Genomic DNA, 21,739 nt, shown 5'->3' on the forward strand with positions numbered 1-21,739 from the left:
AATCAAACGACGGGAATAACGTCGTTGAGGTTGTACAGCGCAATCAGCGTTTTTACCCGCTCACCGGCGCCAGAAATCACCAAGGATGACGCTGAACTGTTTTGCTGTTGATAGAGGTGTACCAACAGCGCCAGCCCGGCGGAATCCACTCGGTCCAGCGCAGAGATATCCAGCGTGTGCTTGCCCGCCAACAAGGTCTCGCGCTGCTGCCAAAACGGCAGCAGGGAATCGCGATCCAAATCGCCGGACAGCGCCAGCGTTGTGTCTTGCGATGTCCAGCGCAGCGCTTCAGCCATTCTTCTGCTCCAGCGTAATCGGCTGACGCGCAGAGGCTTCCAACTGCTTGGTTAACCCATCAACACCCTGTTGACGCAAAATGGCTGCCCATTCGTTTTGCTTGGTAGTGATCATGCTCACCCCTTCGGCAATCATATCGTAAGCCTGCCAGTTACCGGTCTGGCTGTTTTTACGCCATTGAAAATCCAGACGCACCGGGGGACGGCCGCCGTTGTCAAGAATGGTCACACGGATAGGAATAATATCAGCGCTGCCCAGCGGTTGTTCCGGCGCAATCTGGTAGTTCTGCCCGTGATACAGCGCCAGCGCCTGACCGTAGGCCTGCGCTAAATAGGCTTCGAACGCTTTGAAATAGGCATCACGCTGCGCTGGCGTCGCGTCTTTATAGTAGCGGCCCAGCACCAGCGCACCCGCATAGCGAATCTGCACATACGGCAGCAGCTCTTCTTTCACGATTTGACGCAAGTAGTTCGGATCCTGCTTGATGCGCGGTTGTTCCGTTTTCAGACGCGTAAAGGTCTTTTCCGCCGCATCGTTCATCAAACGATAAGGGTTGGTTTGATCCGCCGCGCTGGCAAGAGGTGCCACGACCAGCAGTGCCACCATCAGTAAACGTTTTAACATGCAGATATCCTCTTGATTATTGTGCTACGGCCGGCGCAGGGGCTGACGGCGCTGGCGTCAATGCCGGAGCGTTTTGCGGTACAGATTCCGTTTTTTCCGTATTGTCGGTGCTATCGCCCCCGCTCTTATAGAGGAATTGTCCGATTAAGTCCTCGAGCACCATGGCGGATTTGGTGTCCTGAATCACGCCGCCATCGGCCAGGATCTTGGTACCCATTTCTTCATCTTCGAAACCGATATTCAGCGCCAGATACTGTTCTCCCAGCAGCCCGGAGGTACGGATCGCCAGTGAACTGGTGTCGGGAATATGGTCGTACCGGCGTTGAATATCCATGGCAACGCGCGGCAAATACGTTTTGGTATCCAACGAAATATCGGCGACGCGACCAATCACCACACCGCCGACTTTTATCGGGGAACGCGCTTTCAGGCCACCGATATTGTCAAAGGTGGCGTACAGCCGGTAGGTCTGTTCGCTGCCGATAGACTTCACATCGGCGACTTTCAAACAGAGAAAAATAATGGCGCCCAGGGCGATCAACAGGAATACGCCAACCCAGATTTCACTTCGCTTTGTTTGCATCGACTCAGTTCCCAAACATCAGTGCTGTCAGCACAAAATCCAATCCCAATACCGCCAATGACGAATGCACCACCGTGCGCGTCGTCGCCCGGCTGATCCCCTCAGAGGTCGGGATCGCATCATAGCCATTGAACAACGCAATCCAGGTCACGGTAATCGCAAATACCACACTTTTAATCACGCAGTTCAGCAGATCCTTGCGCCACTCGACCGCGCCCTGCATCGCTGACCAGAAGAAGCCATCATCGATGCCCTTCCAGCTCACGCCAACCAACGAGCCGCCCCAGATGCCGACCGCCACGAAGATAATCGTCAGCAGCGGCATGCTGATAAGTCCAGCCCAAAAACGCGGGGCTACCACGCGCCGTAGCGGGTCCACGGCCATCATCTCCATACTGGAGAGCTGCTCGGTGGCTTTCATCAGGCCAATTTCTGCCGTCAGGGCCGATCCGGCGCGGCCAGCAAACAACAGCGCGGTGACCACCGGCCCCAGTTCGCGCAGCAGAGACAGCGCCACCATCATGCCCAGACTGGCCTCGGCGCTGTAGGTGGTCAGCACAAGATACCCTTGCAGCCCCAACACCATACCGATAAACAGACCGGACACCAGGATGATCAATAACGACTGAACCCCAACGCTGTGCAGTTGCTTGAGCAACAGCGGGCCTTGCTTGCGCAGTTCGGGACGGCCCACCAGCGCATTAAACAACATGAACCCGGCACGGCCAAAGGCAGCACAGGACCGGATTCCCTGGCGTCCGAACGACGCCAATGCTTCTCGTAGCATGAATTGATTAACTCCCGGAGCCTAACAGGCTGGTTTTGTAGTCACCAGCAGGAAAGCGAAACGGCACGGGGCCATCGGCAATGCCATCAATAAATTGCCGCACCCGAGGATCGGAATTCGCGCGCAGCGCCTCCACCGAGCCGTGCGCAACGATGTGCTGGTCAGCAACGATATAGGCATAATCCGCGATGCTCAGCACTTCCGGCACGTCATGGGAGACCACAACGCAGGTGATGCCCAGCGCATGGTTCAGTTCGTCGATAAGCTTAACCAACACGCCCATGGTGATCGGGTCCTGGCCGACAAAAGGTTCGTCGAACATGATCATTTGCGGATCGAGCGCGATGGCGCGGGCCAGCGCGGCACGGCGGGCCATCCCCCCGGAGAGCTCTGAAGGCATCAGGTTGGCCGCACCGCGTAGCCCTACCGCTTCCAGTTTCATCAGCACCGTGCTGCGTAACAGGACTTCAGGCAGTCGGGTATGTTCCCGCAGCGGCCAGGCCACGTTCTCAAACACGGTAAGATCGGTGAACAGCGCGCCAGACTGGAACAACATGCTCATTTTTTTACGCACGTCATACAATCGGGAACGGGAGAGCGTTGGAATATTCTCTCCGTCAAACCAGATCTCGCCGCTGTCCGGTTGAAGCTGACCGCCAATCAGGCGCAGCAGCGTGGTTTTACCGATACCGGAAGGCCCCATGATAGCGGTGACTTTCCCTTTGGGTACGGTTAATGAAACATCGGTGAAAATGGGCCGCTCGCCGCGTGAAAAATTGAGCCCACGAATTTCAACCAGATGAGTAGCTTCTTGGCTCATGCGATCTTTTCCTTCACTCACTCCCCTTGACGATCGTCGCTGTTATACGTTCATTACGTGCAACAACCGTTGCATTTCCTATCAAGCTTAACGGCAGGTTTCAGGCAAAGCCCGAGTTTTACAAAATATTACCGACAATTCTTACCGAAAAGGGCGGGTTAGGGCTGCCATAGGTTTTACTTTTTCTGCCCAGACAGTCAAAATTACCCCTCTACGATGCAACGCAATTTTTGCTCGACATTCGTCCGCGCACCGGTTCATTGCCTCATGAACCGGTGATTATACCCGAATAAAGGACGCTGCATGCTTTTTGCGATAGTTCTGCTGGTTATTGGCCTGTTTCTTTTGGTTTATGGTGCCGACCGTTTGGTTTATGGCGCCGCCGTTCTTGCCCGTGTGTGGGGCGTTTCTCCTTTGATTATCGGCGTGATGATTGTTGGCATCGGCACCTCACTGCCAGAGTTGGCGGTGTCGGTCACGGCGGGTCTGAACCAGCAAATGGACATGGCGGTCGGTAACGTATTGGGATCGAATATCGCCAATATCATGCTTATCCTCGGCACTGCCGCCCTGATTCGCCCCTTGACCTTTCGTTCCGACCTGCTGCGGCGTGAACTGTTCCCCATGCTGTTGATCACGCTGTTCAGCGGCGGCGTGCTTTACAATGGCTACCTGAGTCGGCTTGATGGTGTCATGCTGCTCGCCGCGGCGGGTGCCTGGATTGTGCTGATGCTGCGCATGGCGCGTCAGGCGCAACAAAACGGCAGTGACAGCCTGACACGCGAACAATTGGCGGAGCTGCCGCAGGCACAGGCCGACGGTAACCAGACGGTTGCCGTACTCTGGCTGCTGCTGGGATTGATTATTCTGCCGATGGCGGCGCGTATCGTGATTGACAATGCCACGGTGATTGCTCGTCATTTTGCCTTTGACGAGCTGACCATTGGGCTGACGGTGCTGGCGATTGGCACCAGCCTGCCGGAACTGGCTACCGCCATCGTCGGCACGCTGAAAAAAGAGGATGATATCGCGCTGGGTAACCTGATCGGGTCAAACGTCTTCAATCTGGTTATCGTGCTTGGCGTCCCGGCGCTGCTGTCACCCGGTGCGGTGAACCCGCTGGCGTTTCAACGCGATTACGGCGTGATGCTGGGCGCCAGCCTGCTGCTGACGCTGCTCTGTCTGCGGAAAAAGCGCTCTATCGGACAAGGTGCTGGCGCGCTGTTACTGTGTATGTTTATTGCTTACCTTGCGACGCTGTTTTTGCTGTACTAGCGGCGCACGACTCGTTTTCTTGGAAAACTCAAATAGTCAGGATTAACCGTTATGTCCAACGTTGAACAACAGCCCGATTTCGATTTCCAACAGGCGGGCCGACACGTGCTCGCCATCGAACGCGACGGGTTGGCCCATCTGGACCAGTATATCGATGACAACTTCACCCGTGCGTGTCGCACCATGTTCCATTGCCAGGGCAAAGTGGTGGTAATGGGAATGGGGAAATCCGGGCACATCGGCTGCAAGATGGCGGCAACCTTCGCCAGCACCGGCACCCCCTCGTTTTTTGTCCATCCCGGCGAGGCCAGCCACGGTGACCTCGGGATGATCACTGCGCAGGATATCGTGATCGCGATATCCAATTCGGGTGAGTCCAATGAAATTCTGGCGCTGATCCCGGTGCTCAAGCGTCTGGGCGTGTTTCTGATTTGCATCACCAGCAACCCGGAAAGCACCATGGGTAAAGCGGCCGATATTCACCTCTGTGTCCACGTGCCGCAGGAAGCCTGTCCGTTGGGGCTGGCACCCACCTCCAGCACCACGGCCACGCTGGTGATGGGCGATGCGCTGGCCGTCGCCTTGCTACAGGCGCGGGGTTTCACCGCCGAAGATTTTGCCCTTTCTCACCCCGGCGGCGCACTGGGTCGCAAACTTTTGCTGCGCGTTGCGGATATTATGCATACCGGAGACGAGATTCCTCACGTTACCCGAGACGCCTCGTTGCGTGATGCGCTGGTGGAAATCACCCGCAAAAGTTTCGGTATGACCGTGATTTGCACGCCGGACATGACGATCGAGGGCATCTTTACCGACGGTGACCTGCGTCGCATCTTTGATATGCAGATCAACCTGAACGATGCGCGTATCGCCGATCTGATGACGGCAGGCGGCATTCGGGTTACCCCCAATACGTTGGCGGTGGATGCCCTGAATCTGATGCAGTCGCGCCATATTACGTCGTTGCTGGTGGCACAATCCGATCGACTGGTCGGTATCGTCCATATGCATGATATGCTGCGCGCTGGCGTGGTGTGACAGTATACGGGATCGTCTTTTTGGCGATCCCTACAGAAGGGTGACAGCAAGGATATGTGTTTATGAATAACCCCCTGGCGCAAACCGCCACCTGCTACGGCCCCGTCGCGGATCGGGTGTTGGAAAAGGCGCAAGCCATCAAATTGCTGATTTGCGACGTTGATGGCGTGCTTTCCGACGGCCTGATCTACATGGGCAATCAAGGGGAAGAATTGAAGGCATTCAACGTGCGCGACGGCTATGGTATTCGCTGTCTGCTAACGTCCGGCATTGAGGTCGCGATCATTACCGGGCGTTCTGCGTCGCTGGTAGAAGACCGCTGCCGCACGCTGGGTATCACCCACCTTTATCAGGGACAGTCAGATAAGGTTTTGGCCTTCCGTGAACTGTTAGATACACTGTCGCTTAGCGCCGATCAGGTTGCCTATATTGGTGACGATTTGATTGACTGGCCGGTGATGACACAGGTAGGCCTTAGCGTGGCCGTGGCAGATGCCCATCCTCTGCTGCTGCCCAGGGCGGACTACGTGACGCAAATTGCTGGCGGACGCGGTGCGGTACGCGAGCTGTGTGACCTTATCCTGCTGGCGCAGGGTAAGCTGGACGAAGCCAAAGGGCTATCGATATGACGGTATCGTCACTGCAAATGGGCTATCGCCGCACGTTTGCGATGACCATGAGTACGTTTTTATTATGAATAAGACGAAGCGTTGGCTAACCGCGCTATTGGCGCTCATTGTATTGATTCTGATTGGCTGGAACCTGACGGATCAGGACAGCGCGCCACAAACGGAACCCCAGGACAATGCGGTGCCGACCTACACCAGCGATGAAACCACCACGCGCGTGTTTAACCCGCAGGGTGGCCTGAACTATCGACTGGTGGCGCAAAGAGTGGAGTATTTTAACGCGGAGCAGCTCACCTGGTTTACTGCGCCTGTCGCTACGCTGTTTAACGAACAGGGTATCGCCACCTGGACGGTGCAAGCCGACCGCGCCAAGCTGACCAAAGATAAAATGTTGTTCTTATACGGGCATGTGGAAGTCAACAGTCTGACCAATGACTCACAATTACGGCAGATAAAAACCGATAATGCGCAAGTTAACCTGGTGACACAGGACATCGCCTCCGATGATGAGGTGACACTGTACGGAGCCAGTTTCCTCTCGAATGGGATGAAAATGCGCGGCAATTTGCGTAACAAAACTGCCGAATTGATTGAAAAGGTAAAAACCTCTTATGAAATTCAACACCAATAATGCCTGGCGTCACGCAGCCATTGCCAGCGCCCTGTTAGCAGCAAGCCTGCCTGCCCTTGCTGTGACAGGAGACACCAGTCAGCCGATTCACATTGATTCCGCGCAGCAGTCATTGGACATGCAGGGCAATACGGTCACCTTTACCGGCAATGTCACGGTCAAACAAGGCACCATCGACGTGAAGGCCGAAAAAGTCGTGGTCACGCGCCCACAGGGATCGCAGGGCCAGGAAGTGATCGAGGCCTTTGGTAATCCGGTCACGTTCTTCCAGATGCAAGATAACGGCAAACCGGTGAAAGGCCGTGCACAGAAAGTGCGCTATGAACTGGCGCAGGACAAGATCACACTGACGGGTAATGCGTATCTGGAACAACTGGATAGCAACGTGAAAGGCGATCGCATCACCTATCTGGTGAAACAGCAGCAGATGGAAGCGGTGGGCGATAAAGGCGGGCGCGTCACCACCGTGCTGGTGCCCTCGCAGTTACAGGAAAAGAACGGCAAGGCCGCCGCACCCTCGTCTCAAAAAGCCAAGCAGCAACCACAGGCAACTGAATAACCTATGGCAACATTAATCGCAGAAAACCTGGCGAAGGCCTACAAGGGCCGTCGCGTGGTCGAAAACGTAAGTTTAACGGTCAACTCCGGTGAAATCGTCGGGTTGCTCGGGCCGAATGGTGCGGGAAAAACCACGACATTCTATATGGTTGTCGGCATTGTCCAGCGCGATTCCGGGCGGATCGTGATTGATGATGAAGAGATAAGCTTGCTGCCGTTGCATGAACGCGCACGCCGCGGTATCGGCTATCTGCCGCAGGAAGCCTCGATTTTTCGCCGTTTGAGCGTCTATGACAACCTGATGGCCGTCTTGCAGATTCGCAAAGACCTGACGCCGGAGCAGCAGGACGATCGCGCCAATGAGTTAATGGAAGAATTCCATATTATTCATTTACGCGATAGTCTGGGACAATCACTGTCCGGCGGCGAACGTCGTCGCGTAGAGATCGCCCGCGCACTGGCGGCCAATCCCAAATTCATTTTGCTGGATGAACCGTTTGCCGGTGTCGATCCAATTTCGGTGCTCGACATAAAAAAAATCATTGAGCATCTGCGAGACAGCGGCCTGGGCGTACTGATTACCGATCACAACGTGCGTGAAACGTTGGACGTGTGCGAACGCGCCTATATCGTCAGTCAGGGACAGCTGATTTCCCACGGCTCACCCAGCGAAATCCTGGCGGATGAGCAGGTGAAACGCGTCTATCTGGGCGAAGGCTTCCGACTTTGATACTGTAACGTTTGCAATGGGCGTTCCATTTAAGGGAAAGTGACACGAGTTATGAAGCAAGGTTTGCAACTCAGGCTAAGTCAACAACTGGCCATGACGCCACAACTTCAGCAGGCGATTCGTCTGCTTCAGTTGTCTACGCTTGAACTCCAGCAGGAAATCCAACAAGCGCTGGAAAGCAACCCGTTGCTTGAACAAACCGACAGCCACGATGAAATCGATGCTCAGGAAACGAGCGACAGTGAATCACTAGACACATGCGAAGCCCTTGAGCAGAAAGACATGCCGGAAGAGCTGCCGCTGGACGCCACCTGGGATGAAATCTACTCCGCAGGCACGCCCTCGGGCACCGGCACCGATTACCGCGATGAAGAACTGCCGGTCTATCAGGGTGAAACCACGCAAACGTTGCAGGATTACCTGATGTGGCAGGTGGAGTTGACGCCGTTTTCCGACACCGATGCGGCCATCGCTACCTCGATTGTTGATGCGGTGGACACCACCGGCTATCTGACCGTTCCGCTGGAAGACATCCTCGAAAGCATTGGCGACGATGACCTGACGATTGAGGAAGTGGAAGCGGTGTTAAAACGCGTGCAACGTTTTGACCCGGTCGGCGTGGCAGCGCGTGATTTGCGCGATTGCCTGCAAGTCCAACTGTCTCAGTTTGCCCCCGAAACCCCGTGGCTGGCGGAAGCCAAGCTTATCGTCAACGAATACCTCGACCTTCTGGCCAACCATGATTTTCGTGCACTGATCCGCGCAAGCCGGATCAAAGAGGATGCGCTGAAAGAGGCGCTGGCGTTGATTCAGTCACTCGATCCGCGTCCGGGGCAATCGATCAATACCGGCGAGTCGGAGTATGTGATCCCCGACGTGCTGGTGCGTAAACATCAAGATCGCTGGGTGGTGGAACTCAATACCGACAGCGTGCCGCGCCTGCAAGTCAACCAGCAGTATGCCGCACTGGGCCACAGCGCGCGTAACGACAGTGACAGCCAGTTTATCCGCAGCCACCTGCAAGAGGCGCGCTGGCTGATAAAAAGCCTGGAGAGCCGCAACGATACGCTGCTCAAGGTCACACGCTGCATTGTGGAACAACAGCAGGATTTTTTTGAGAAAGGGGAAGAGTTTATGAAACCCATGGTGCTGGCGGATATCGCTCAGGCTGTGGATATGCATGAATCCACTATCTCACGCGTCACAACCCAGAAATTTCTTCACAGCCCACGTGGCATTTTCGAACTAAAATATTTCTTCTCCAGCCATGTAAATACCGACAGCGGCGGTGAGGCATCATCCACTGCCATTCGGGCGCTGGTGAAAAAATTGATCGCGGCGGAAAACCCCGGCAAACCCTTGAGCGACAGCAAGCTGACTACGCTGCTCTCCGATCAGGGGATCATTGTCGCGCGGCGTACCGTGGCAAAGTACCGAGAGTCTTTATCCATCCCGCCGTCAAACCAGCGTAAGCAGTTGGTTTGATTTCTACAGAGAAGGAAGACGCTATGCAGCTGAATATCACCGGACACCACATCGAAATCACACCCGCATTACGCGAGTTCGTTAACACAAAATTTGCCAAGCTGGAGCAATACTTTGATCGCATCAACCAGATCAACGTGGTGCTCAAGGTGGAGAAAGTGGAGCAGATTGCCGATGCTACCCTGTTCGTTAATGGCGGTGAACTGCATGCCACATCCGAATCTGAAGACATGTATGCCGCCATCGATCTGTTGATCGACAAACTGGCGCGTCAGTTAAATAAACACAAGGACAAACTCAAACAGCACTGATCGTCATCTCCGCCTCAGGGCGCAGGGAATACGCCTCTGGCACAGCGTCAGAGGCGTGAAGAGATGAGCGGGCCGTTAAGTGAAAACACCATGAATAACGATCCCATTTTGCAACTCAGCGCGGTATTACGCCAAGAGTGCACCCGCAGCACCGTTCATTGCCAAAGCAAGAAACGGGCGTTGGAAATCATCAGCGAATTGGCAGCCAGGCAGTTAAACCTGCCGACGCCGCTGATCTTCGAGGCATTGCTGACGCGTGAGAGAATGGGCAGTACCGGTATTGGCGGCGGTATCGCGATCCCACACGGAAAACTCGATGATGATAACGCCTTGGGTGCCACCGGGGTCTTTATCCAACTTGAACAGCCGATATCCTTTGATGCTATTGATAATCAAGGGGTAGACTTGCTTTTTGCCTTGCTGGTTCCCGCAGAACAATGTAAAACCCATCTACATACGCTATCACTTGTCGCCAAACGCCTGGCTGACAAAAGTGTGTGTCGGCGTTTACGGGCCGCGCAGAGTGACGAAGAGCTGTACCAAATTATGATTGAAGGGGATTAATCCCCGATAGAAAACGCGCGACATTCAGACATTCGCGCTACGATGTGCGTCACAGATGAATCACTCGGTCAGGGTGTAACAAAAGAAGGCAATAGCCGGAGGGGAGTCGTCGGATGGTGCTGATGATTGTCAGTGGTCGCTCAGGTTCAGGAAAATCTGTGGCCCTGCGCGCCCTGGAAGATATGGGGTTTTATTGCGTGGACAACCTGCCCGTGGTGTTGCTGCCGGAACTGGCAAACACGCTGGCACAACGCGATATCTCGGCAGCGGTCAGCATTGACGTGCGCAATATGCCAGAATCGCCGGAAATCTTCGAGCACGCCATGGATCAGCTGCCGCCCAGTTTTGCGCCGCAACTGCTGTTTCTGGATGCCGATCGCAACACTCTGATTCGCCGTTACAGCGACACACGCCGTTTGCACCCCCTTTCCAGCAAAAATCTCTCGCTGGAAAGCGCCATCGATGAAGAGAACGATTTGCTGGAACCGTTGCGTTCTCGCGCCGATCTGATCATCGATACCTCAGAAATGTCAGTGCATGAACTGGCGGAAATGCTGCGTACCCGGCTGCTGGGCAAACGCGAGCGTGAACTGACCATGGTGTTCGAATCCTTTGGTTACAAGCACGGCATTCCTATCGATGCGGATTACGTGTTCGATGTGCGCTTCCTGCCTAACCCCCACTGGGATCCGAAATTACGTCCGATGACCGGGCTGGACAAGCCGGTTGCCGCGTTCCTCGATCGCCATACGGAAGTGCACAACTTTATTTACCAGACGCGTAGCTATCTGGAACTGTGGCTGCCCATGCTGGAAACCAACAACCGCAGCTACCTGACGGTGGCTATTGGCTGTACCGGCGGCAAGCACCGTTCCGTCTATGTGGCTGAGCAACTGGCAGACTATTTTCGCTCGCGCGGCAAAAACGTACAGTCCCGCCACCGCACGCTGGAAAAACGCAAATAATGGCCGTCAAACACACCGTCATCGTCAAGAATAAGCTCGGTATGCACGCCCGCCCGGCGATGAAGCTGTTTGAACTGGTGCAAAGCTTTGATGCCGAAGTGATGCTGCGTAATGAAAGCGGCGTTGAGGCCGAAGCCAGCAGCGTGATCGCCATGATCATGCTGGATTCAGCCCAGGGTAAGCACATTGAAGTGGAAGCCAGCGGCACCGATGAAACCGCCGCACTGGCGGCGGTGGTTGAGTTGTTCGAAGCCGGGTTTGACGAAGAGTAACACGCGACAATAATCCCAAAAATCGACAATGCCATAGGTAATAACGCTGCCTTATGGTATAACTTCGTTACAAGTTATCTCTCATTTTTATCAACACCCCCGCGTCACTGGCGCGGGGGTGTTGCTTTATAAATGCGGTAGACTTTTTCTCTTGATATTGTTTTTTCATATATGCAGCACGTGTTTATATCCCTATGAACCTTGATTTTACTGTCATGACGTAACGTTGTTTGTTACTGCTATGCGTTTTATCGGGAGTTGTGTTTTACCAACCTATTGGAGAGGAGTATGACGAAACCTAACCTGACTATTAGCGAACTGGATGCGGAACGCCTGGATCGGCTGTTGGAACAACCCGCGTTTGCGGGCACACCGATTGCACAAGCGTTAAATGAGGAGCTGGATCGTGCTGAGATCTTGCCTTCAGAGGACATCCCGTCAGATGTCGTCACTATGAACAGTCGGGTACGCTTTCGCGATTTAAACACTAACGAAGAGCACACTCGAACACTGGTTTATCCTGCCGCCATGCAGGACAGCAAAGAACAACTTTCTGTTATGGCGCCGCTCGGCGCAGCCCTGCTGGGTCTGCGCGTTGGGAATACCATTACCTGGCAGTTGCATAACGGTACAGAAACGCGCGTGGAAGTACTGGAATTGCTCTATCAGCCTGAGGCCGCTGGCGAATATCGTCGCTAAGCACGCGCCCACTGCCCTGATTTCAGGGCAGTCATGATTGCGTCAAAACGGCCACAGCAGCCACCAGTTCGTCAGTTTATCCCCCAAACCTTGCCACCAAATGCGTGACATCAGATGGCCTGCTTTCTTACGCGGTTCGGTGGGCGATTCCCCTTTGGCCGTCAATGCTTCCCAGGCAGCCCAGCGCACATCAAAAACGAAATCCCGCTGCATCATGTCGTGCAAAATCACCAGACTGCGCGGATCCGGCTCGACACGCAAATGCGCCACCAGCGCCAGCCGCTTGCGAAAATCAGTTTTATCCTGCGCGAGTTGCTGTGCGAGATCGCCATCAAACGCGCTGTCGGGCATTCCCTGCTCCCTAGACATGCCGTTGTATCCGTATACGCCTGATTACATCCCGGCGATCTTCATGCTCGGCAGCAGCGCCGAACCGCACTGGATATTACTGCGGGTTTCAATATCATCCCCCAGCGTCACCATGTCGCGCAGCATGGTTTTAAGGTTACCGGCGATGGTGATTTCGCTCACCGGATACTGAATTTCACCATTTTCCACCCAGAAGCCTGACGCCCCGCGCGAGTAATCGCCCGTTACCGCACTCACGCCCTGTCCCATCAGCTCGGTCACCAGCAGGCCTTTATCCATCTGCTTGAGCATCTGCTGGAAATTTAGCCCCTGGCCCGCAATACGCCAGTTGTGAATGCCGCCAGCGTGACCAGTGCTCTTCATGCCGAGTTTACGCGCGGCGTAGCTGGTCAACAGCCAGGTTTGCAAGACACCGTCTTTAACGATGTCCCGCTGCGAGGTACGAACCCCTTCACTGTCGAACGGGGTAGACGCCAGCCCTTTGCGCAGATGCGGCAGTTCTTCGATGGTCAGCCAGTCCGGCAGGATCTGCTGGCCCAGCTTATCGAGCAGGAAGGTCGATTTGCGGTACACGTTACCGCCGCTGATCGCCCCCACCAAATGGCCGAACAGCCCGGTAGCCACTTCGGCGGCAAACATCACCGGTGCTTCCATGGTTGGCAGCTTGCGCGGTGATAAACGCGAGAGCGTGCGGCGAGCGCACTCTTCGCCCACCCATTCAGGGCTTTGCAGATCGTCCAGCGCACGCCCGACGGTGTAGGCGTAATCGCGCTCCATATCGCCGTTCACTTCGGCAATCACACAGCTCGACATCGAGTGGCGGCTCGACAGATAGCTTTGCAGCATACCGTGGCTGTTGCCAAACACTTTGATACCGTAGTGGCTGTTGAAGCTGCCCCCTTCGGTATTGGTAATGCGCGAATCGACGTTGAGCGCCGCCTGCTCGGCGCGAGCGGCCAGCTCAATGCCTTTTTCCGCATCCAACGCGGCAGGATGAAACAGATCGAGATCGGGTGCGTCAAACGCCAGCAGTTCTTGTTCTGCCGGGCCAGAAAAGGGATCGGGCGAGGTATAACGGGCAATATCCAGCGCAGCCTGCACGGTGCGTGCAATGGCAGCCGGGCTCAAATCGGTCGATGACGCACTGCCTTTACGCTGCTGATGGTATACGGTAATCCCCAACGCGCCATCGCTGTTGAATTCCACATTTTCAACCTCGCCGTAGCGCGTACTGACGCTGATCCCTGTGGTTTTTGAAATGGCCACCTCTGCCGCATCTGAACCAGCACGCGCCAGCTCCAACGCCTGTGCAACTGCCTGCTCCAATGCTTTACGCTGTTCTGCAACCTGAGTGATTATTGTCATCGTTCTGCCATACTGAGTTAAAAGCCGTTCAGAAGCCGGGAAATGGCGTCTGCCTTGCCCCTCTTCTGCGCCTAAAGGTGTATGCTTGAGTCTAACAGGATATCAGGATAATTTCGCAAAAAGCCCAAACCTGTTAGGATCGGCGTCTTTTTTATGGCGTTAACCGCGTCACATGCCCGAATTGTTACGGAAAGAGATAATGAACAAACACCCTGAAGAGTGGCTGGACGACGTACCGGACCCGCACGCCGAAGATGATGAAGACGATGAGATCATCTGGGTCAGCAAAAGCGAAATCAAACGCGATGCAGAAGCGCTGAAAGATCTTGGCGTTGAGCTGATTGAGCTCGGTAAAAATGCGCTGGAGCGCATCCCGCTGGATGACGATCTGCGTGCTGCGGTTGAGCTGGCGCAGCGCATCAAAAAAGAGGGTCGCCGCCGTCAGGTGCAACTGATCGGTAAGATGCTGCGCGCCCGCGATCCAGAGCCGATTCAAATCGCACTGGATAAGTTGAAGAACCGCCACAACCAGCAGGTCGCCCTGTTTCACAAACTGGAACAACTGCGCGACAGGCTGATTGAGGAAGGGGATGATGCCATCCCTGATATCCTTGGGCTCTACCCGAACGCCGATCGCCAGCAGTTGCGCTCACTGGTGCGCAATGCGCAGAAAGAAAAAGCCGCGAACAAGCCGCCCAAGTCTTACCGCCAAATTTTCCAGTATCTGCGCGAACTGGCTGAAGATCAGGCCTAGCCCCTTGAGGTAGATAACCCTTAAGGTAAATAGCCCTATGGTAAATCACCTCGTGGTGGAGTCGCCCTCGGCGTTACTCCACCAACGCATGCTGATAACGGTGCAGTATCTCCGTGATACGCCCGACCGATGCACCAATCTCCGGCGCTATCTGGCGCTGGCATAGCGCAACCTGATACTCATCCAATAACGTCAGCAACTGAGTAAAAGCGTGACGGCGGGAAATCTCTCGTCGCGCATCGCTGACCTGCTCTGCCGCCTGACGAAGACGACGATGAAACGCCGACAGTTCGCTATCCATCGGCAGTGGTAGATTCCGCATGCGCTGATGCAGAATGATCAGTGACAGCGCCAGACGGTATTTGGCTATGTCGTTAGGAAACAGGGTCAGCAGCAGATAGAGCTGCTGATAGAGCGCGGGCAAATGGTTCTCACGCCGTTTACTGGGGTTGGTGGTCAGTGCCGATATCGCGCTGTAAACAAAGCGGTTAAGTAGCGTCTGTCCGGTACGCGCACGCGAATTATCGCGAATCAACAAGATAACCAGCCACGCCAGCAAACAGCCGATAACCTGCCCAATTGCGCTGTCCAGAAAGTGGCTGAGATTAAACGTCATCGGGTTATCCAACACCAGAATATTGATGGTGCTGGCCAGCGCCCCCAGCGATCCCATACGCCGCTTTTGCACTTCAATGCCGATAATGAAGGCCATAATGCCCAGACTGAGGCACAGCAGCAGCATGCTTTGCTGCGTGGAGGGCAACACAAACATAAACAGCAGCGATCCCAACGGCAAGGCATAGACCGTGCCGACCAGGAAATCGACCGCCATGCGTTTCGGGTTGGGCAGGCGCATCGCCAGCGCCGTCACCACGGCAATCATCACCATGCAGGCACTGCCTGAGGTCCAACCGGTGATAAGCCAAAATAAACAGCCTACTGCCGTCGCCACGCCAGTGCGCCAGCCGTTGATCATCGCGTGATGGCGCTCAGCGGAAGCCGCTTTCACCATCACTTCATCACGCAGTAGTTCGCCCTCAATCTGCGTCAGACGAGCGTTGGTCTGAATCCCTTTTGCCAGTAACAGGTAACGCGTTGCGGCTCCCACCCAGCCAATCAGCGTCGGCGGCACGGTCTTGCGCTCACCAGCAGCAATCGCGTGGCGCAGCTGTTTTACCCGCTTACGCACATCGGCCATCGAGTCTACCGGCGCATCAATCAGCAATGCCAGGCTGGTTCTGAGCGGCTCCGGTTTATCCTGTAGCACCAGATAGGTCTCACACGCCTGAGTTATCAGGGTAAAGGATTGCGCCAGCAGCGCGTTGATGCGCCGGTGGCTATTTTGCCAGCGCGCCGATTCCAGCAGCAGCGGGTTGCCCATGCCGCCCAACGCGGTGCTTTTACGCACCAGCCCATGCCAGGCCACGTCAAGCTCTTCGCGCGTTGCGCCACGGATACACAGTTGCAGCAGGCGATAGTGATCCACCAGCAGCCCTTCCAGACTGCTGTCGATATGGTGTTTGATGGAACGCGGAGTGAACAGCAAATCGGCCACAATGGCACAGACAATGCCCAAAACAATTTCGCTACAGCGTTCAACGGCGAACTGTGGCGTCAGCAATGGCGCACTCTGGGTAGAGACGATGATAATCAATGCGGTATAGCCCGCCAATCCCCATACGTAGGCGTTTTCTACCTTAACCAGCGATGAAATCCAGGTGCAGAATCCCGCCCAGATGCAGCACAGCAGCAGCATCACCACAGGGGCACGAATGGTGGCGATGATAATCACCAGCGCACCGATACATCCGATAAAGGTGCCTACAATGCGCAATATCCCGCGATGCCGAATCGCCCCGGAAAAGGGATCGCCACCAGCGGCAAACGCAGGGCCAGCAGCAACGATGGCCGCAGTGAGTACTGACCAACGCGGCGTTTCCAACTGAAAGTGGAAACCGAGAAACAGCGACAGCACGACGGCAACGCTGAGTTTGCAGGCAAAACGCCAGTGGGGAAAAGCAGGCATTTTCATCATGAGTTCGCCTTAGCCAAACTCACGCAGCCGATAGAGCAAGCGAACCAACGGAGAAGGCTGCTTGTTTTGCGGGGCGTCGGCCTGCGCGATCACCACGGTGGCCGTGGTGCCCGCAGGATAAGGAAGATCTCGCTGTTGATCCAGATGGATTCTTACCGGCACGCGCTGCGCCAGCCGCACCCATTCCAGATTGGCATCCACGGTCGCCAGCCCTTTACTGTCTACGTTGGCGCTGCTGTTGGTGATCGCCGCCGCCACGCTGTCGACCGTACCGTAAAACAACCGATCGCTACCCAGCGGCGTTATCTCGACCCGATCGCCCGCGTGAACGCTCGCCAGCTTGGTCTCTTCCATATAGGCCACCAGATAGAACGAGCCCTTTTTCACCAACGCCACGGCGGTTGCGCCGCGCGTAATGTATTCACCGCGCTGCACGTTGAGGTTGGTGACCCAACCGTCCGCCGGTGCGCGAATCACGGTACGCTCCAGATCCAGCTTCGCCAGCGCCAGCGTCGCTTGTGCCTTGGCTAGCTGATGCTGCGCGGTTTCCAGCGCGCTGCCGGACTGATCGATAGCTTCTTGCGACATAGCCTGCACACCAAGGCGCGTACGTCGCCCGGACTCACGCCGTTTTTCAGTGACCAGCGCCAGGTAGTAGTCGACATCCGCCTGTGCTTGCGCTTGCGCTTGCTGAAAACGGGGTGGATCGACCACAAAAAGCACATCCCCCTGTTTCACCTGCTGATTGTCATGCACCAACACCTCGGTCAACAGACCGCTGACATCAGGCGCGATCGCCACAACGTCTGCGCTGAACTTCGCGTCTCGCGTCCACGGCGATTCGGTATAGAACGCCCACACGCGCAGCAGCGCAACGGCAGCCAGCAGCAGCACGCACAGCGTGATACCCACACGCAGCAGCTTTTTGGTTATCAGCGAGACAACAGGAAATTTTAGAGCAAGGGTTTTCACATTGACCTCAAAGGGAGAAGCGAAAGATCAGATAAAACAGGCAACAAAACAGAGCGGTGTTAAACAGCGCCGGATGCCATACCACGTCATAAACGCCGGTGGGCTGTAGAACACGGTTCAACACAAAAAACAGTGCCAGCGATACCAGCAACACAAAGAATACGGGCGGGAATGACAGGCCAAACAGCACCATCACCGGGAGTGAACTCATCCTCTATTCCTTTTCATTTCAATTGACGAATAAACGATACCGACCGTGTCGCCGTAGACACAGGCATGAGGGTTCATTACCAACGACGACACGGACCTTTCAGCCACCAATGCTAAAAGGCATGAAGGGCATTACACTGATCAAGAGAGATTGCAGGTTGTTTAGTAGAAGCGAACGCAACCTGTTACCTGATGGAAACAAATAGCACGAAGCACACCGGAACTCTTCCCGCCCGATTCGTTCGAATGCGGTGTATTATGGATGTTTATTATCGTTTCATCTACGATGTGTGATCTAAATCACTTTTAAGCCAGAGTGAACAATGGAAAGACTAAAGAGCATGTCGGTGTTTGCGCGCGTAGTGCAGTGTGGCTCGTTTACCGCCGCCGCCCGACAATTGAACATGAGCGTTTCCGCTGTCAGCCAAACGGTGACCCGGCTGGAAGAGGAGTTGCAGATCAAGCTGCTCAATCGCAGCACGCGCAGCATTGGCCTCACAGAAGGCGGCAAGATCTACTACCACGGCTGCCGTCGTATGCTGCATGAGGCGCACGAAGCGCACGATCAGCTCTATGCTTTCAATAATACGCCGATCGGTACGCTGCGCATTGGCAGCTCCTCCACCATGGCGCAAAACGTGCTGGCGGCCATGACGGCAGAGATGCTGCTGAAATACCCAGGGCTCTCGGTCAATCTGGTCACCGGCATTCCCGCCCCCGATCTGATTGCGGACGGGTTGGATATTGTCATCCGCGTGGGCGCCTTGCAGGACTCCAGCCTGTTTGCCAAACGTCTCGGCTCGATGCCGATGGTGGTGTGCGCTGCCAAACGCTATTTGACCCAGCATGGCACCCCGGAAAAACCTTCCGATGTGGAAAGTTTCTCCTGGTTGGAATACACCGTGCGCGCCGACAGTGAGTTCGAACTGATCGCCCCGGAGGGCATTTCCACCAAAATCGCGCCGCAGGGCCGCTTTGCCACTAACGATCCGCAGACGTTGGTGCGTTGGCTCAAAACCGGTGCAGGCATTGCCTATATCCCATTGATGTGGATTATCGATGAAATTGCCCGCGGTGAAGTGGAAATACTGTTCAGTCGCTATCACTCCGATCCGCGCCCGGTGTATGCGTTGTATACCCGCAAGGATAATTTGCCGCTCAAGGTGCAACTGTGTATCAATTATATGACGGAGTATTTTAAAAATGTTGCACAGATTTATCAAAGCCATAGGGAAGAAACACTGGGGAAATAATTATTTTCACACTACGGCATTAACCTGAATATACAATCTGGTATAGGTTGCCTTCACCTTTTTGCTGTTATAGTGTGCTTTCCTTAACCAGGGGGGCATTTATGACAACAGCATTTAATATTTCAGGAAATCTATTTTCAAGAACGATTTCACTTAATGAAATAGAAGGTATTAAAAATGCAAAAAATCCCAATGAAATAAAAAGCCTTTGGGGTAAGATTGCAGACTGGTTTTGTGGAACCGATAAAGAAAATGCCAAAAAAGCGTTATTTGAATTGATCAACAATGATGATGCAACTATAAAAATAGACGCTTTTAACCAGTTAAAAGCCATGGTATCACCCGCGTTTAAAGATGCCTTCACTTACACGACGACAGCGATAAGTGATACCTCGTTTACCGTCAATCTGTCTATTGGTGCTTTATTTTCTACGGGTGAGATCTCTACGACGGGCAAAAGCATCAATCTGAATGAGCACATCAAGACCTTCACTCCAGAATATTTTATCGAACGAGACATTCATCTGGAACAAGTAAAAAAAGACATACCAAGAAGTGAAATGTATTTTTGTCATACCTCGACCCATCATGAACGCATTACCGTTGACATGCTGCCACAGATTATTAATAAAATGTCAGAAGAACAAAAAAAATCGCTAAATATTGCACTCTCTCAAATTGGCGTTATCGATATCAAGAACCAAATTAATCAGCATGCCAAAGCGATGTCACTGCTCGGTGACCCCAGTAAAAAATTGTTTCTTTCTTTAAAAAATCAGGGAAACATCACCGTTGAAATACATATCATTAATAACCTTGACGCTGAAAAACACCAGGTTTATCAATCAATGTGTCCTGAATCTAAATATCCCTGTTTATACGCAAAAGCCCGGATTGATATCGACATAAACGGACATTGCAATATTTCTGACATTACCGTCTCACACCCGGGAATTGAGTAGTCACCGTCATGCATTTTCATCGTAGCGTGACGGTGACTCAGGCGCAGGCTTACGCCGTACCGCCCACCGTCATGCTGTCCAGTTTCAGCGTCGGTTGCCCAACGCCCACGGGCAGGCTTTGGCCCTCTTTACCGCACACGCCAACGCCTTTATCCAATGCCAAATCGTTACCCACCATGGATATCTGCTGCATGGCTTCGATACCGGAACCGATCAGGGTTGCCCCTTTAACCGGCGTCGTGACTTTGCCGTTTTCAATCAGATAGGCCTCGGAGGTTGAGAATACAAACTTGCCAGAGGTGATATCCACCTGACCGCCGCCAAAGTTAGGCGCGTATAAGCCGTATTCTACGCTGGCGATAATCTCTTCCGGCGTCGATTTACCTGCCAACATGTAGGTGTTGGTCATGCGCGGCATCGGCAAATGGGCATAAGACTCACGGCGACCATTGCCGGTCGGTGCTACGCCCATCAAACGTGCGTTGAGTTTGTCCTGCATATAGCCTTTCAGCACGCCGTTCTCAATCAGCACGTTGTACTGCCCGGCAACGCCTTCGTCATCCATCGCCAGCGAACCGCGACGTCCTTCCAGCGTACCGTCATCCACCACGGTACAGAGTTCAGAGGCCACCAACTTGCCCATCTGCCCGCTGAACACCGACGTGCCGCGGCGGTTAAAGTCCCCTTCCAACCCGTGCCCGACGGCTTCATGCAGCAGCACGCCCGGCCAGCCTGCGCCCAGCACCACCGGCATAGTGCCCGCAGGCGCAGCAACGGCGGACAGGTTGACCAGCGCCATACGTACCGCTTCTTTCGCCCAGGCTTCCACCCGAGCTTCACCGTCCACCACTTGCCAGAAGTAGTCGTAACCTACGCGCGCACCGCCGCCGCTGGCACCACGTTCACGTTTGCCGTCCTGCTCGACCAGCACGCTGATCGATAAACGCACCAGAGGGCGCACATCGGCCGCCAGCGTGCCATCGGTTGCCGCCACCAGCACGTGTTCGTAGACGCCGGTCAGGCTGACGCTCACTTCCTGCACGCGGGTGTCAGCCGCGCGCGCCACGCTGTCTGCGCGTTGCAGCAGGGCCAGTTTATCTTCACGGCTCAGGCTGTCCAGCGGGTTGAGCTGCGGATACAGCGCACGATGAACGTTTTCCCCCAGCGTGTGAACGCGGCCATTGCCCTGCTCGCGCACGATGCTGCGCGCCGCCTGGGCGCTTTGGTGCAGCGCATTGAGCGTGATCTGGTCCGCATAGGCAAACCCGGTTTTTTCCCCGCTTACCGCACGAATACCGACCCCTTGATCGATATTGTAAGAGCCATCTTTAATGATGCGGTCTTCCAGCACCCAGGATTCATGGTAACTGGATTGAAAATAGAGATCGGCATAATCCAGGCGACGTTCATTCAATACCTCTAACACCGAGAACAGGTCTTGCTGGCTCAAGTTGTTAGCAGTGAGTAACTGTTCACTGACAAACGAAAGACTCATATTTTTTCCACTTTAGTTCACATGAAACCGATGAATAAACGGCACGGAGCCATCAC

At 54.6% G+C, this 21,739-nt stretch carries 26 protein-coding genes; 15 read left to right on the forward strand and 11 right to left on the reverse strand.

Annotation, left to right across the window (positions count from 1 at the left end; genetic code table 11):
- Window positions 1–2: 2 nt before the first annotated feature.
- From mlaB to mlaF, 5 genes are read right to left on the reverse strand one after another with little or no spacing between them, the layout of a single operon-like run.
- The gene (gene mlaB, locus J5067_RS13085; protein ID WP_264643848.1) at window positions 3–296 is read right to left on the reverse strand and encodes a lipid asymmetry maintenance protein MlaB; all 294 of its coding nucleotides are present in this window, start codon (window positions 294–296) and stop codon (window positions 3–5) included.
- Window positions 289–921 carry a phospholipid-binding protein MlaC gene (gene mlaC / locus J5067_RS13090; protein ID WP_264643847.1) on the reverse strand — a complete coding sequence of 211 codons (633 nt, stop codon included), beginning with the start codon at window positions 919–921 and terminating at the stop codon, window positions 289–291. The genes mlaB and mlaC overlap by 8 nt, the downstream gene beginning before the upstream one ends.
- A 16-nt stretch (window positions 922–937) precedes the next feature.
- Complete coding sequence (gene mlaD / locus J5067_RS13095; protein ID WP_264651289.1) at window positions 938–1,504, reverse strand: outer membrane lipid asymmetry maintenance protein MlaD; 567 nt, start codon at window positions 1,502–1,504, stop codon at window positions 938–940.
- A 4-nt stretch (window positions 1,505–1,508) separates the two neighbouring features.
- Window positions 1,509–2,291, reverse strand: coding sequence for a lipid asymmetry maintenance ABC transporter permease subunit MlaE (gene mlaE / locus J5067_RS13100; protein WP_264643845.1), 783 nt, complete (start codon window positions 2,289–2,291; stop codon window positions 1,509–1,511).
- Window positions 2,292–2,298: 7 nt separating this feature from the next.
- A complete protein-coding gene (gene mlaF, locus J5067_RS13105) occupies window positions 2,299–3,111 on the reverse strand; it encodes a phospholipid ABC transporter ATP-binding protein MlaF (protein ID WP_264643844.1) in 813 nt (270 codons plus the stop codon).
- A gap of 303 nt (window positions 3,112–3,414) precedes the next feature.
- Between mlaF and J5067_RS13110 the strand changes: the two genes are divergently transcribed.
- The 12 genes from J5067_RS13110 (at window position 3,415) to rnk (ending at window position 12,268) form a co-directional block, all read left to right on the forward strand.
- Window positions 3,415–4,386: a calcium/sodium antiporter gene (locus J5067_RS13110; protein ID WP_264643843.1), complete on the forward strand. Its 972-nt coding sequence runs from the start codon at window positions 3,415–3,417 to the stop codon at window positions 4,384–4,386.
- Between the two features lie 51 nt (window positions 4,387–4,437).
- Window positions 4,438–5,424 carry an arabinose-5-phosphate isomerase KdsD gene (gene kdsD / locus J5067_RS13115; protein WP_222159213.1) on the forward strand — a complete coding sequence of 329 codons (987 nt, stop codon included), beginning with the start codon at window positions 4,438–4,440 and terminating at the stop codon, window positions 5,422–5,424.
- Window positions 5,425–5,486: 62 nt separating this feature from the next.
- Window positions 5,487–6,053, forward strand: a complete 567-nt coding sequence (kdsC, locus tag J5067_RS13120; protein ID WP_264643842.1) for a 3-deoxy-manno-octulosonate-8-phosphatase KdsC — start codon at window positions 5,487–5,489, stop codon at window positions 6,051–6,053.
- Between the two features lie 64 nt (window positions 6,054–6,117).
- On the forward strand, window positions 6,118–6,684 hold the full coding sequence (gene lptC, locus J5067_RS13125; protein ID WP_264643841.1) for an LPS export ABC transporter periplasmic protein LptC: 567 nt from the start codon (window positions 6,118–6,120) through the stop codon (window positions 6,682–6,684).
- A complete protein-coding gene (gene lptA, locus J5067_RS13130) occupies window positions 6,665–7,243 on the forward strand; it encodes a lipopolysaccharide ABC transporter substrate-binding protein LptA (RefSeq protein ID WP_264651290.1) in 579 nt (192 codons plus the stop codon). Before lptC ends, lptA begins: the two co-directional genes overlap by 20 nt.
- Before the next feature lie 3 nt (window positions 7,244–7,246).
- Window positions 7,247–7,972, forward strand: a complete 726-nt coding sequence (gene lptB, locus J5067_RS13135) for an LPS export ABC transporter ATP-binding protein (RefSeq protein WP_195314277.1) — start codon at window positions 7,247–7,249, stop codon at window positions 7,970–7,972.
- Between the two features lie 51 nt (window positions 7,973–8,023).
- A complete protein-coding gene (gene rpoN / locus J5067_RS13140) occupies window positions 8,024–9,457 on the forward strand; it encodes an RNA polymerase factor sigma-54 (RefSeq protein WP_264643839.1) in 1,434 nt (477 codons plus the stop codon).
- Window positions 9,458–9,480: 23 nt separating this feature from the next.
- Window positions 9,481–9,768, forward strand: a complete 288-nt coding sequence (hpf, locus tag J5067_RS13145) for a ribosome hibernation promoting factor (RefSeq protein WP_195314275.1) — start codon at window positions 9,481–9,483, stop codon at window positions 9,766–9,768.
- Window positions 9,769–9,858: 90 nt separating this feature from the next.
- Window positions 9,859–10,332, forward strand: a complete 474-nt coding sequence (gene ptsN / locus J5067_RS13150; RefSeq protein ID WP_264625263.1) for a PTS IIA-like nitrogen regulatory protein PtsN — start codon at window positions 9,859–9,861, stop codon at window positions 10,330–10,332.
- A 113-nt stretch (window positions 10,333–10,445) separates the two neighbouring features.
- Window positions 10,446–11,297: an RNase adapter RapZ gene (rapZ, locus tag J5067_RS13155; protein WP_195314274.1), complete on the forward strand. Its 852-nt coding sequence runs from the start codon at window positions 10,446–10,448 to the stop codon at window positions 11,295–11,297.
- Window positions 11,297–11,569: a PTS phosphocarrier protein NPr gene (gene npr / locus J5067_RS13160; protein WP_264643838.1), complete on the forward strand. Its 273-nt coding sequence runs from the start codon at window positions 11,297–11,299 to the stop codon at window positions 11,567–11,569. The genes rapZ and npr overlap by 1 nt, the downstream gene beginning before the upstream one ends.
- Before the next feature lie 288 nt (window positions 11,570–11,857).
- Window positions 11,858–12,268 carry a nucleoside diphosphate kinase regulator gene (rnk, locus tag J5067_RS13165; protein WP_264643837.1) on the forward strand — a complete coding sequence of 137 codons (411 nt, stop codon included), beginning with the start codon at window positions 11,858–11,860 and terminating at the stop codon, window positions 12,266–12,268.
- A gap of 42 nt (window positions 12,269–12,310) precedes the next feature.
- Here rnk and J5067_RS13170 read toward each other — a convergent pair whose 3' ends face one another.
- Both J5067_RS13170 and pmbA read right to left on the reverse strand, forming a co-directional pair.
- Window positions 12,311–12,637 carry a hypothetical protein gene (locus J5067_RS13170; protein ID WP_264651291.1) on the reverse strand — a complete coding sequence of 109 codons (327 nt, stop codon included), beginning with the start codon at window positions 12,635–12,637 and terminating at the stop codon, window positions 12,311–12,313.
- Between the two features lie 24 nt (window positions 12,638–12,661).
- Window positions 12,662–14,002: a metalloprotease PmbA gene (pmbA, locus tag J5067_RS13175; RefSeq protein ID WP_264643835.1), complete on the reverse strand. Its 1,341-nt coding sequence runs from the start codon at window positions 14,000–14,002 to the stop codon at window positions 12,662–12,664.
- Between the two features lie 199 nt (window positions 14,003–14,201).
- On the opposite strand from pmbA, the gene yjgA reads away from it, so the two are divergent.
- Window positions 14,202–14,756, forward strand: coding sequence for a ribosome biogenesis factor YjgA (gene yjgA / locus J5067_RS13180; RefSeq protein ID WP_264625264.1), 555 nt, complete (start codon window positions 14,202–14,204; stop codon window positions 14,754–14,756).
- 73 nt (window positions 14,757–14,829) lie between these two features.
- On the opposite strand, the gene aaeB is transcribed toward yjgA, so the two are convergent.
- Genes aaeB through aaeX form a run of 3 tightly spaced genes read right to left on the reverse strand, consistent with a single transcriptional unit; the run spans window position 14,830 to window position 17,974 of the window.
- On the reverse strand, window positions 14,830–16,788 hold the full coding sequence (gene aaeB, locus J5067_RS13185) for a p-hydroxybenzoic acid efflux pump subunit AaeB (protein WP_264651319.1): 1,959 nt from the start codon (window positions 16,786–16,788) through the stop codon (window positions 14,830–14,832).
- Between the two features lie 12 nt (window positions 16,789–16,800).
- Window positions 16,801–17,763 carry a p-hydroxybenzoic acid efflux pump subunit AaeA gene (gene aaeA, locus J5067_RS13190; RefSeq protein WP_264643834.1) on the reverse strand — a complete coding sequence of 321 codons (963 nt, stop codon included), beginning with the start codon at window positions 17,761–17,763 and terminating at the stop codon, window positions 16,801–16,803.
- A 7-nt stretch (window positions 17,764–17,770) separates the two neighbouring features.
- Window positions 17,771–17,974 (reverse strand): p-hydroxybenzoic acid efflux pump operon protein AaeX, encoded by a 204-nt coding sequence (gene aaeX / locus J5067_RS13195; RefSeq protein ID WP_222159202.1) that lies wholly within the window; start codon window positions 17,972–17,974, stop codon window positions 17,771–17,773.
- Window positions 17,975–18,296: 322 nt separating this feature from the next.
- Here aaeX and aaeR point away from each other — a divergent pair, with 322 nt between their 5' ends.
- Both aaeR and J5067_RS13205 read left to right on the forward strand, forming a co-directional pair.
- Window positions 18,297–19,226 (forward strand): HTH-type transcriptional activator AaeR, encoded by a 930-nt coding sequence (gene aaeR, locus J5067_RS13200; RefSeq protein WP_264643833.1) that lies wholly within the window; start codon window positions 18,297–18,299, stop codon window positions 19,224–19,226.
- A 101-nt stretch (window positions 19,227–19,327) separates the two neighbouring features.
- Window positions 19,328–20,188, forward strand: coding sequence for a hypothetical protein (locus tag J5067_RS13205; RefSeq protein WP_264627945.1), 861 nt, complete (start codon window positions 19,328–19,330; stop codon window positions 20,186–20,188).
- A 49-nt stretch (window positions 20,189–20,237) separates the two neighbouring features.
- On the opposite strand, the gene tldD is transcribed toward J5067_RS13205, so the two are convergent.
- Window positions 20,238–21,683: a metalloprotease TldD gene (tldD, locus tag J5067_RS13210; RefSeq protein WP_264643831.1), complete on the reverse strand. Its 1,446-nt coding sequence runs from the start codon at window positions 21,681–21,683 to the stop codon at window positions 20,238–20,240.
- Between the last annotated feature and the right edge of the window lie 56 nt (window positions 21,684–21,739).

Origin of the sequence: Candidatus Symbiopectobacterium sp. NZEC151 (assembly GCF_025962655.1) — a bacterium.
Lineage (GTDB): Bacteria > Pseudomonadota > Gammaproteobacteria > Enterobacterales > Enterobacteriaceae > Symbiopectobacterium.

What these genes read in the sequence shown, in the direction of transcription:
- mlaB (WP_264643848.1), bottom strand. Translation starts at nt 296, where the DNA reads ATGGCTGAAGCGCTGCGCTGGACATCGCAAGACACAACGCTGGCGCTG.
- mlaC (WP_264643847.1), bottom strand. Translation starts at nt 921, where the DNA reads ATGTTAAAACGTTTACTGATGGTGGCACTGCTGGTCGTGGCACCTCTT.
- mlaD (WP_264651289.1), bottom strand. Translation starts at nt 1,504, where the DNA reads ATGCAAACAAAGCGAAGTGAAATCTGGGTTGGCGTATTCCTGTTGATC.
- mlaE (WP_264643845.1), bottom strand. Translation starts at nt 2,291, where the DNA reads ATGCTACGAGAAGCATTGGCGTCGTTCGGACGCCAGGGAATCCGGTCC.
- mlaF (WP_264643844.1), bottom strand. Translation starts at nt 3,111, where the DNA reads ATGAGCCAAGAAGCTACTCATCTGGTTGAAATTCGTGGGCTCAATTTT.
- J5067_RS13110 (WP_264643843.1), top strand. Translation starts at nt 3,415, where the DNA reads ATGCTTTTTGCGATAGTTCTGCTGGTTATTGGCCTGTTTCTTTTGGTT.
- kdsD (WP_222159213.1), top strand. Translation starts at nt 4,438, where the DNA reads ATGTCCAACGTTGAACAACAGCCCGATTTCGATTTCCAACAGGCGGGC.
- kdsC (WP_264643842.1), top strand. Translation starts at nt 5,487, where the DNA reads ATGAATAACCCCCTGGCGCAAACCGCCACCTGCTACGGCCCCGTCGCG.
- lptC (WP_264643841.1), top strand. Translation starts at nt 6,118, where the DNA reads ATGAATAAGACGAAGCGTTGGCTAACCGCGCTATTGGCGCTCATTGTA.
- lptA (WP_264651290.1), top strand. Translation starts at nt 6,665, where the DNA reads ATGAAATTCAACACCAATAATGCCTGGCGTCACGCAGCCATTGCCAGC.
- lptB (WP_195314277.1), top strand. Translation starts at nt 7,247, where the DNA reads ATGGCAACATTAATCGCAGAAAACCTGGCGAAGGCCTACAAGGGCCGT.
- rpoN (WP_264643839.1), top strand. Translation starts at nt 8,024, where the DNA reads ATGAAGCAAGGTTTGCAACTCAGGCTAAGTCAACAACTGGCCATGACG.
- hpf (WP_195314275.1), top strand. Translation starts at nt 9,481, where the DNA reads ATGCAGCTGAATATCACCGGACACCACATCGAAATCACACCCGCATTA.
- ptsN (WP_264625263.1), top strand. Translation starts at nt 9,859, where the DNA reads ATGAATAACGATCCCATTTTGCAACTCAGCGCGGTATTACGCCAAGAG.
- rapZ (WP_195314274.1), top strand. Translation starts at nt 10,446, where the DNA reads ATGGTGCTGATGATTGTCAGTGGTCGCTCAGGTTCAGGAAAATCTGTG.
- npr (WP_264643838.1), top strand. Translation starts at nt 11,297, where the DNA reads ATGGCCGTCAAACACACCGTCATCGTCAAGAATAAGCTCGGTATGCAC.
- rnk (WP_264643837.1), top strand. Translation starts at nt 11,858, where the DNA reads ATGACGAAACCTAACCTGACTATTAGCGAACTGGATGCGGAACGCCTG.
- J5067_RS13170 (WP_264651291.1), bottom strand. Translation starts at nt 12,637, where the DNA reads ATGTCTAGGGAGCAGGGAATGCCCGACAGCGCGTTTGATGGCGATCTC.
- pmbA (WP_264643835.1), bottom strand. Translation starts at nt 14,002, where the DNA reads ATGACAATAATCACTCAGGTTGCAGAACAGCGTAAAGCATTGGAGCAG.
- yjgA (WP_264625264.1), top strand. Translation starts at nt 14,202, where the DNA reads ATGAACAAACACCCTGAAGAGTGGCTGGACGACGTACCGGACCCGCAC.
- aaeB (WP_264651319.1), bottom strand. Translation starts at nt 16,788, where the DNA reads ATGAAAATGCCTGCTTTTCCCCACTGGCGTTTTGCCTGCAAACTCAGC.
- aaeX (WP_222159202.1), bottom strand. Translation starts at nt 17,974, where the DNA reads ATGAGTTCACTCCCGGTGATGGTGCTGTTTGGCCTGTCATTCCCGCCC.
- aaeR (WP_264643833.1), top strand. Translation starts at nt 18,297, where the DNA reads ATGGAAAGACTAAAGAGCATGTCGGTGTTTGCGCGCGTAGTGCAGTGT.
- J5067_RS13205 (WP_264627945.1), top strand. Translation starts at nt 19,328, where the DNA reads ATGACAACAGCATTTAATATTTCAGGAAATCTATTTTCAAGAACGATT.
- tldD (WP_264643831.1), bottom strand. Translation starts at nt 21,683, where the DNA reads ATGAGTCTTTCGTTTGTCAGTGAACAGTTACTCACTGCTAACAACTTG.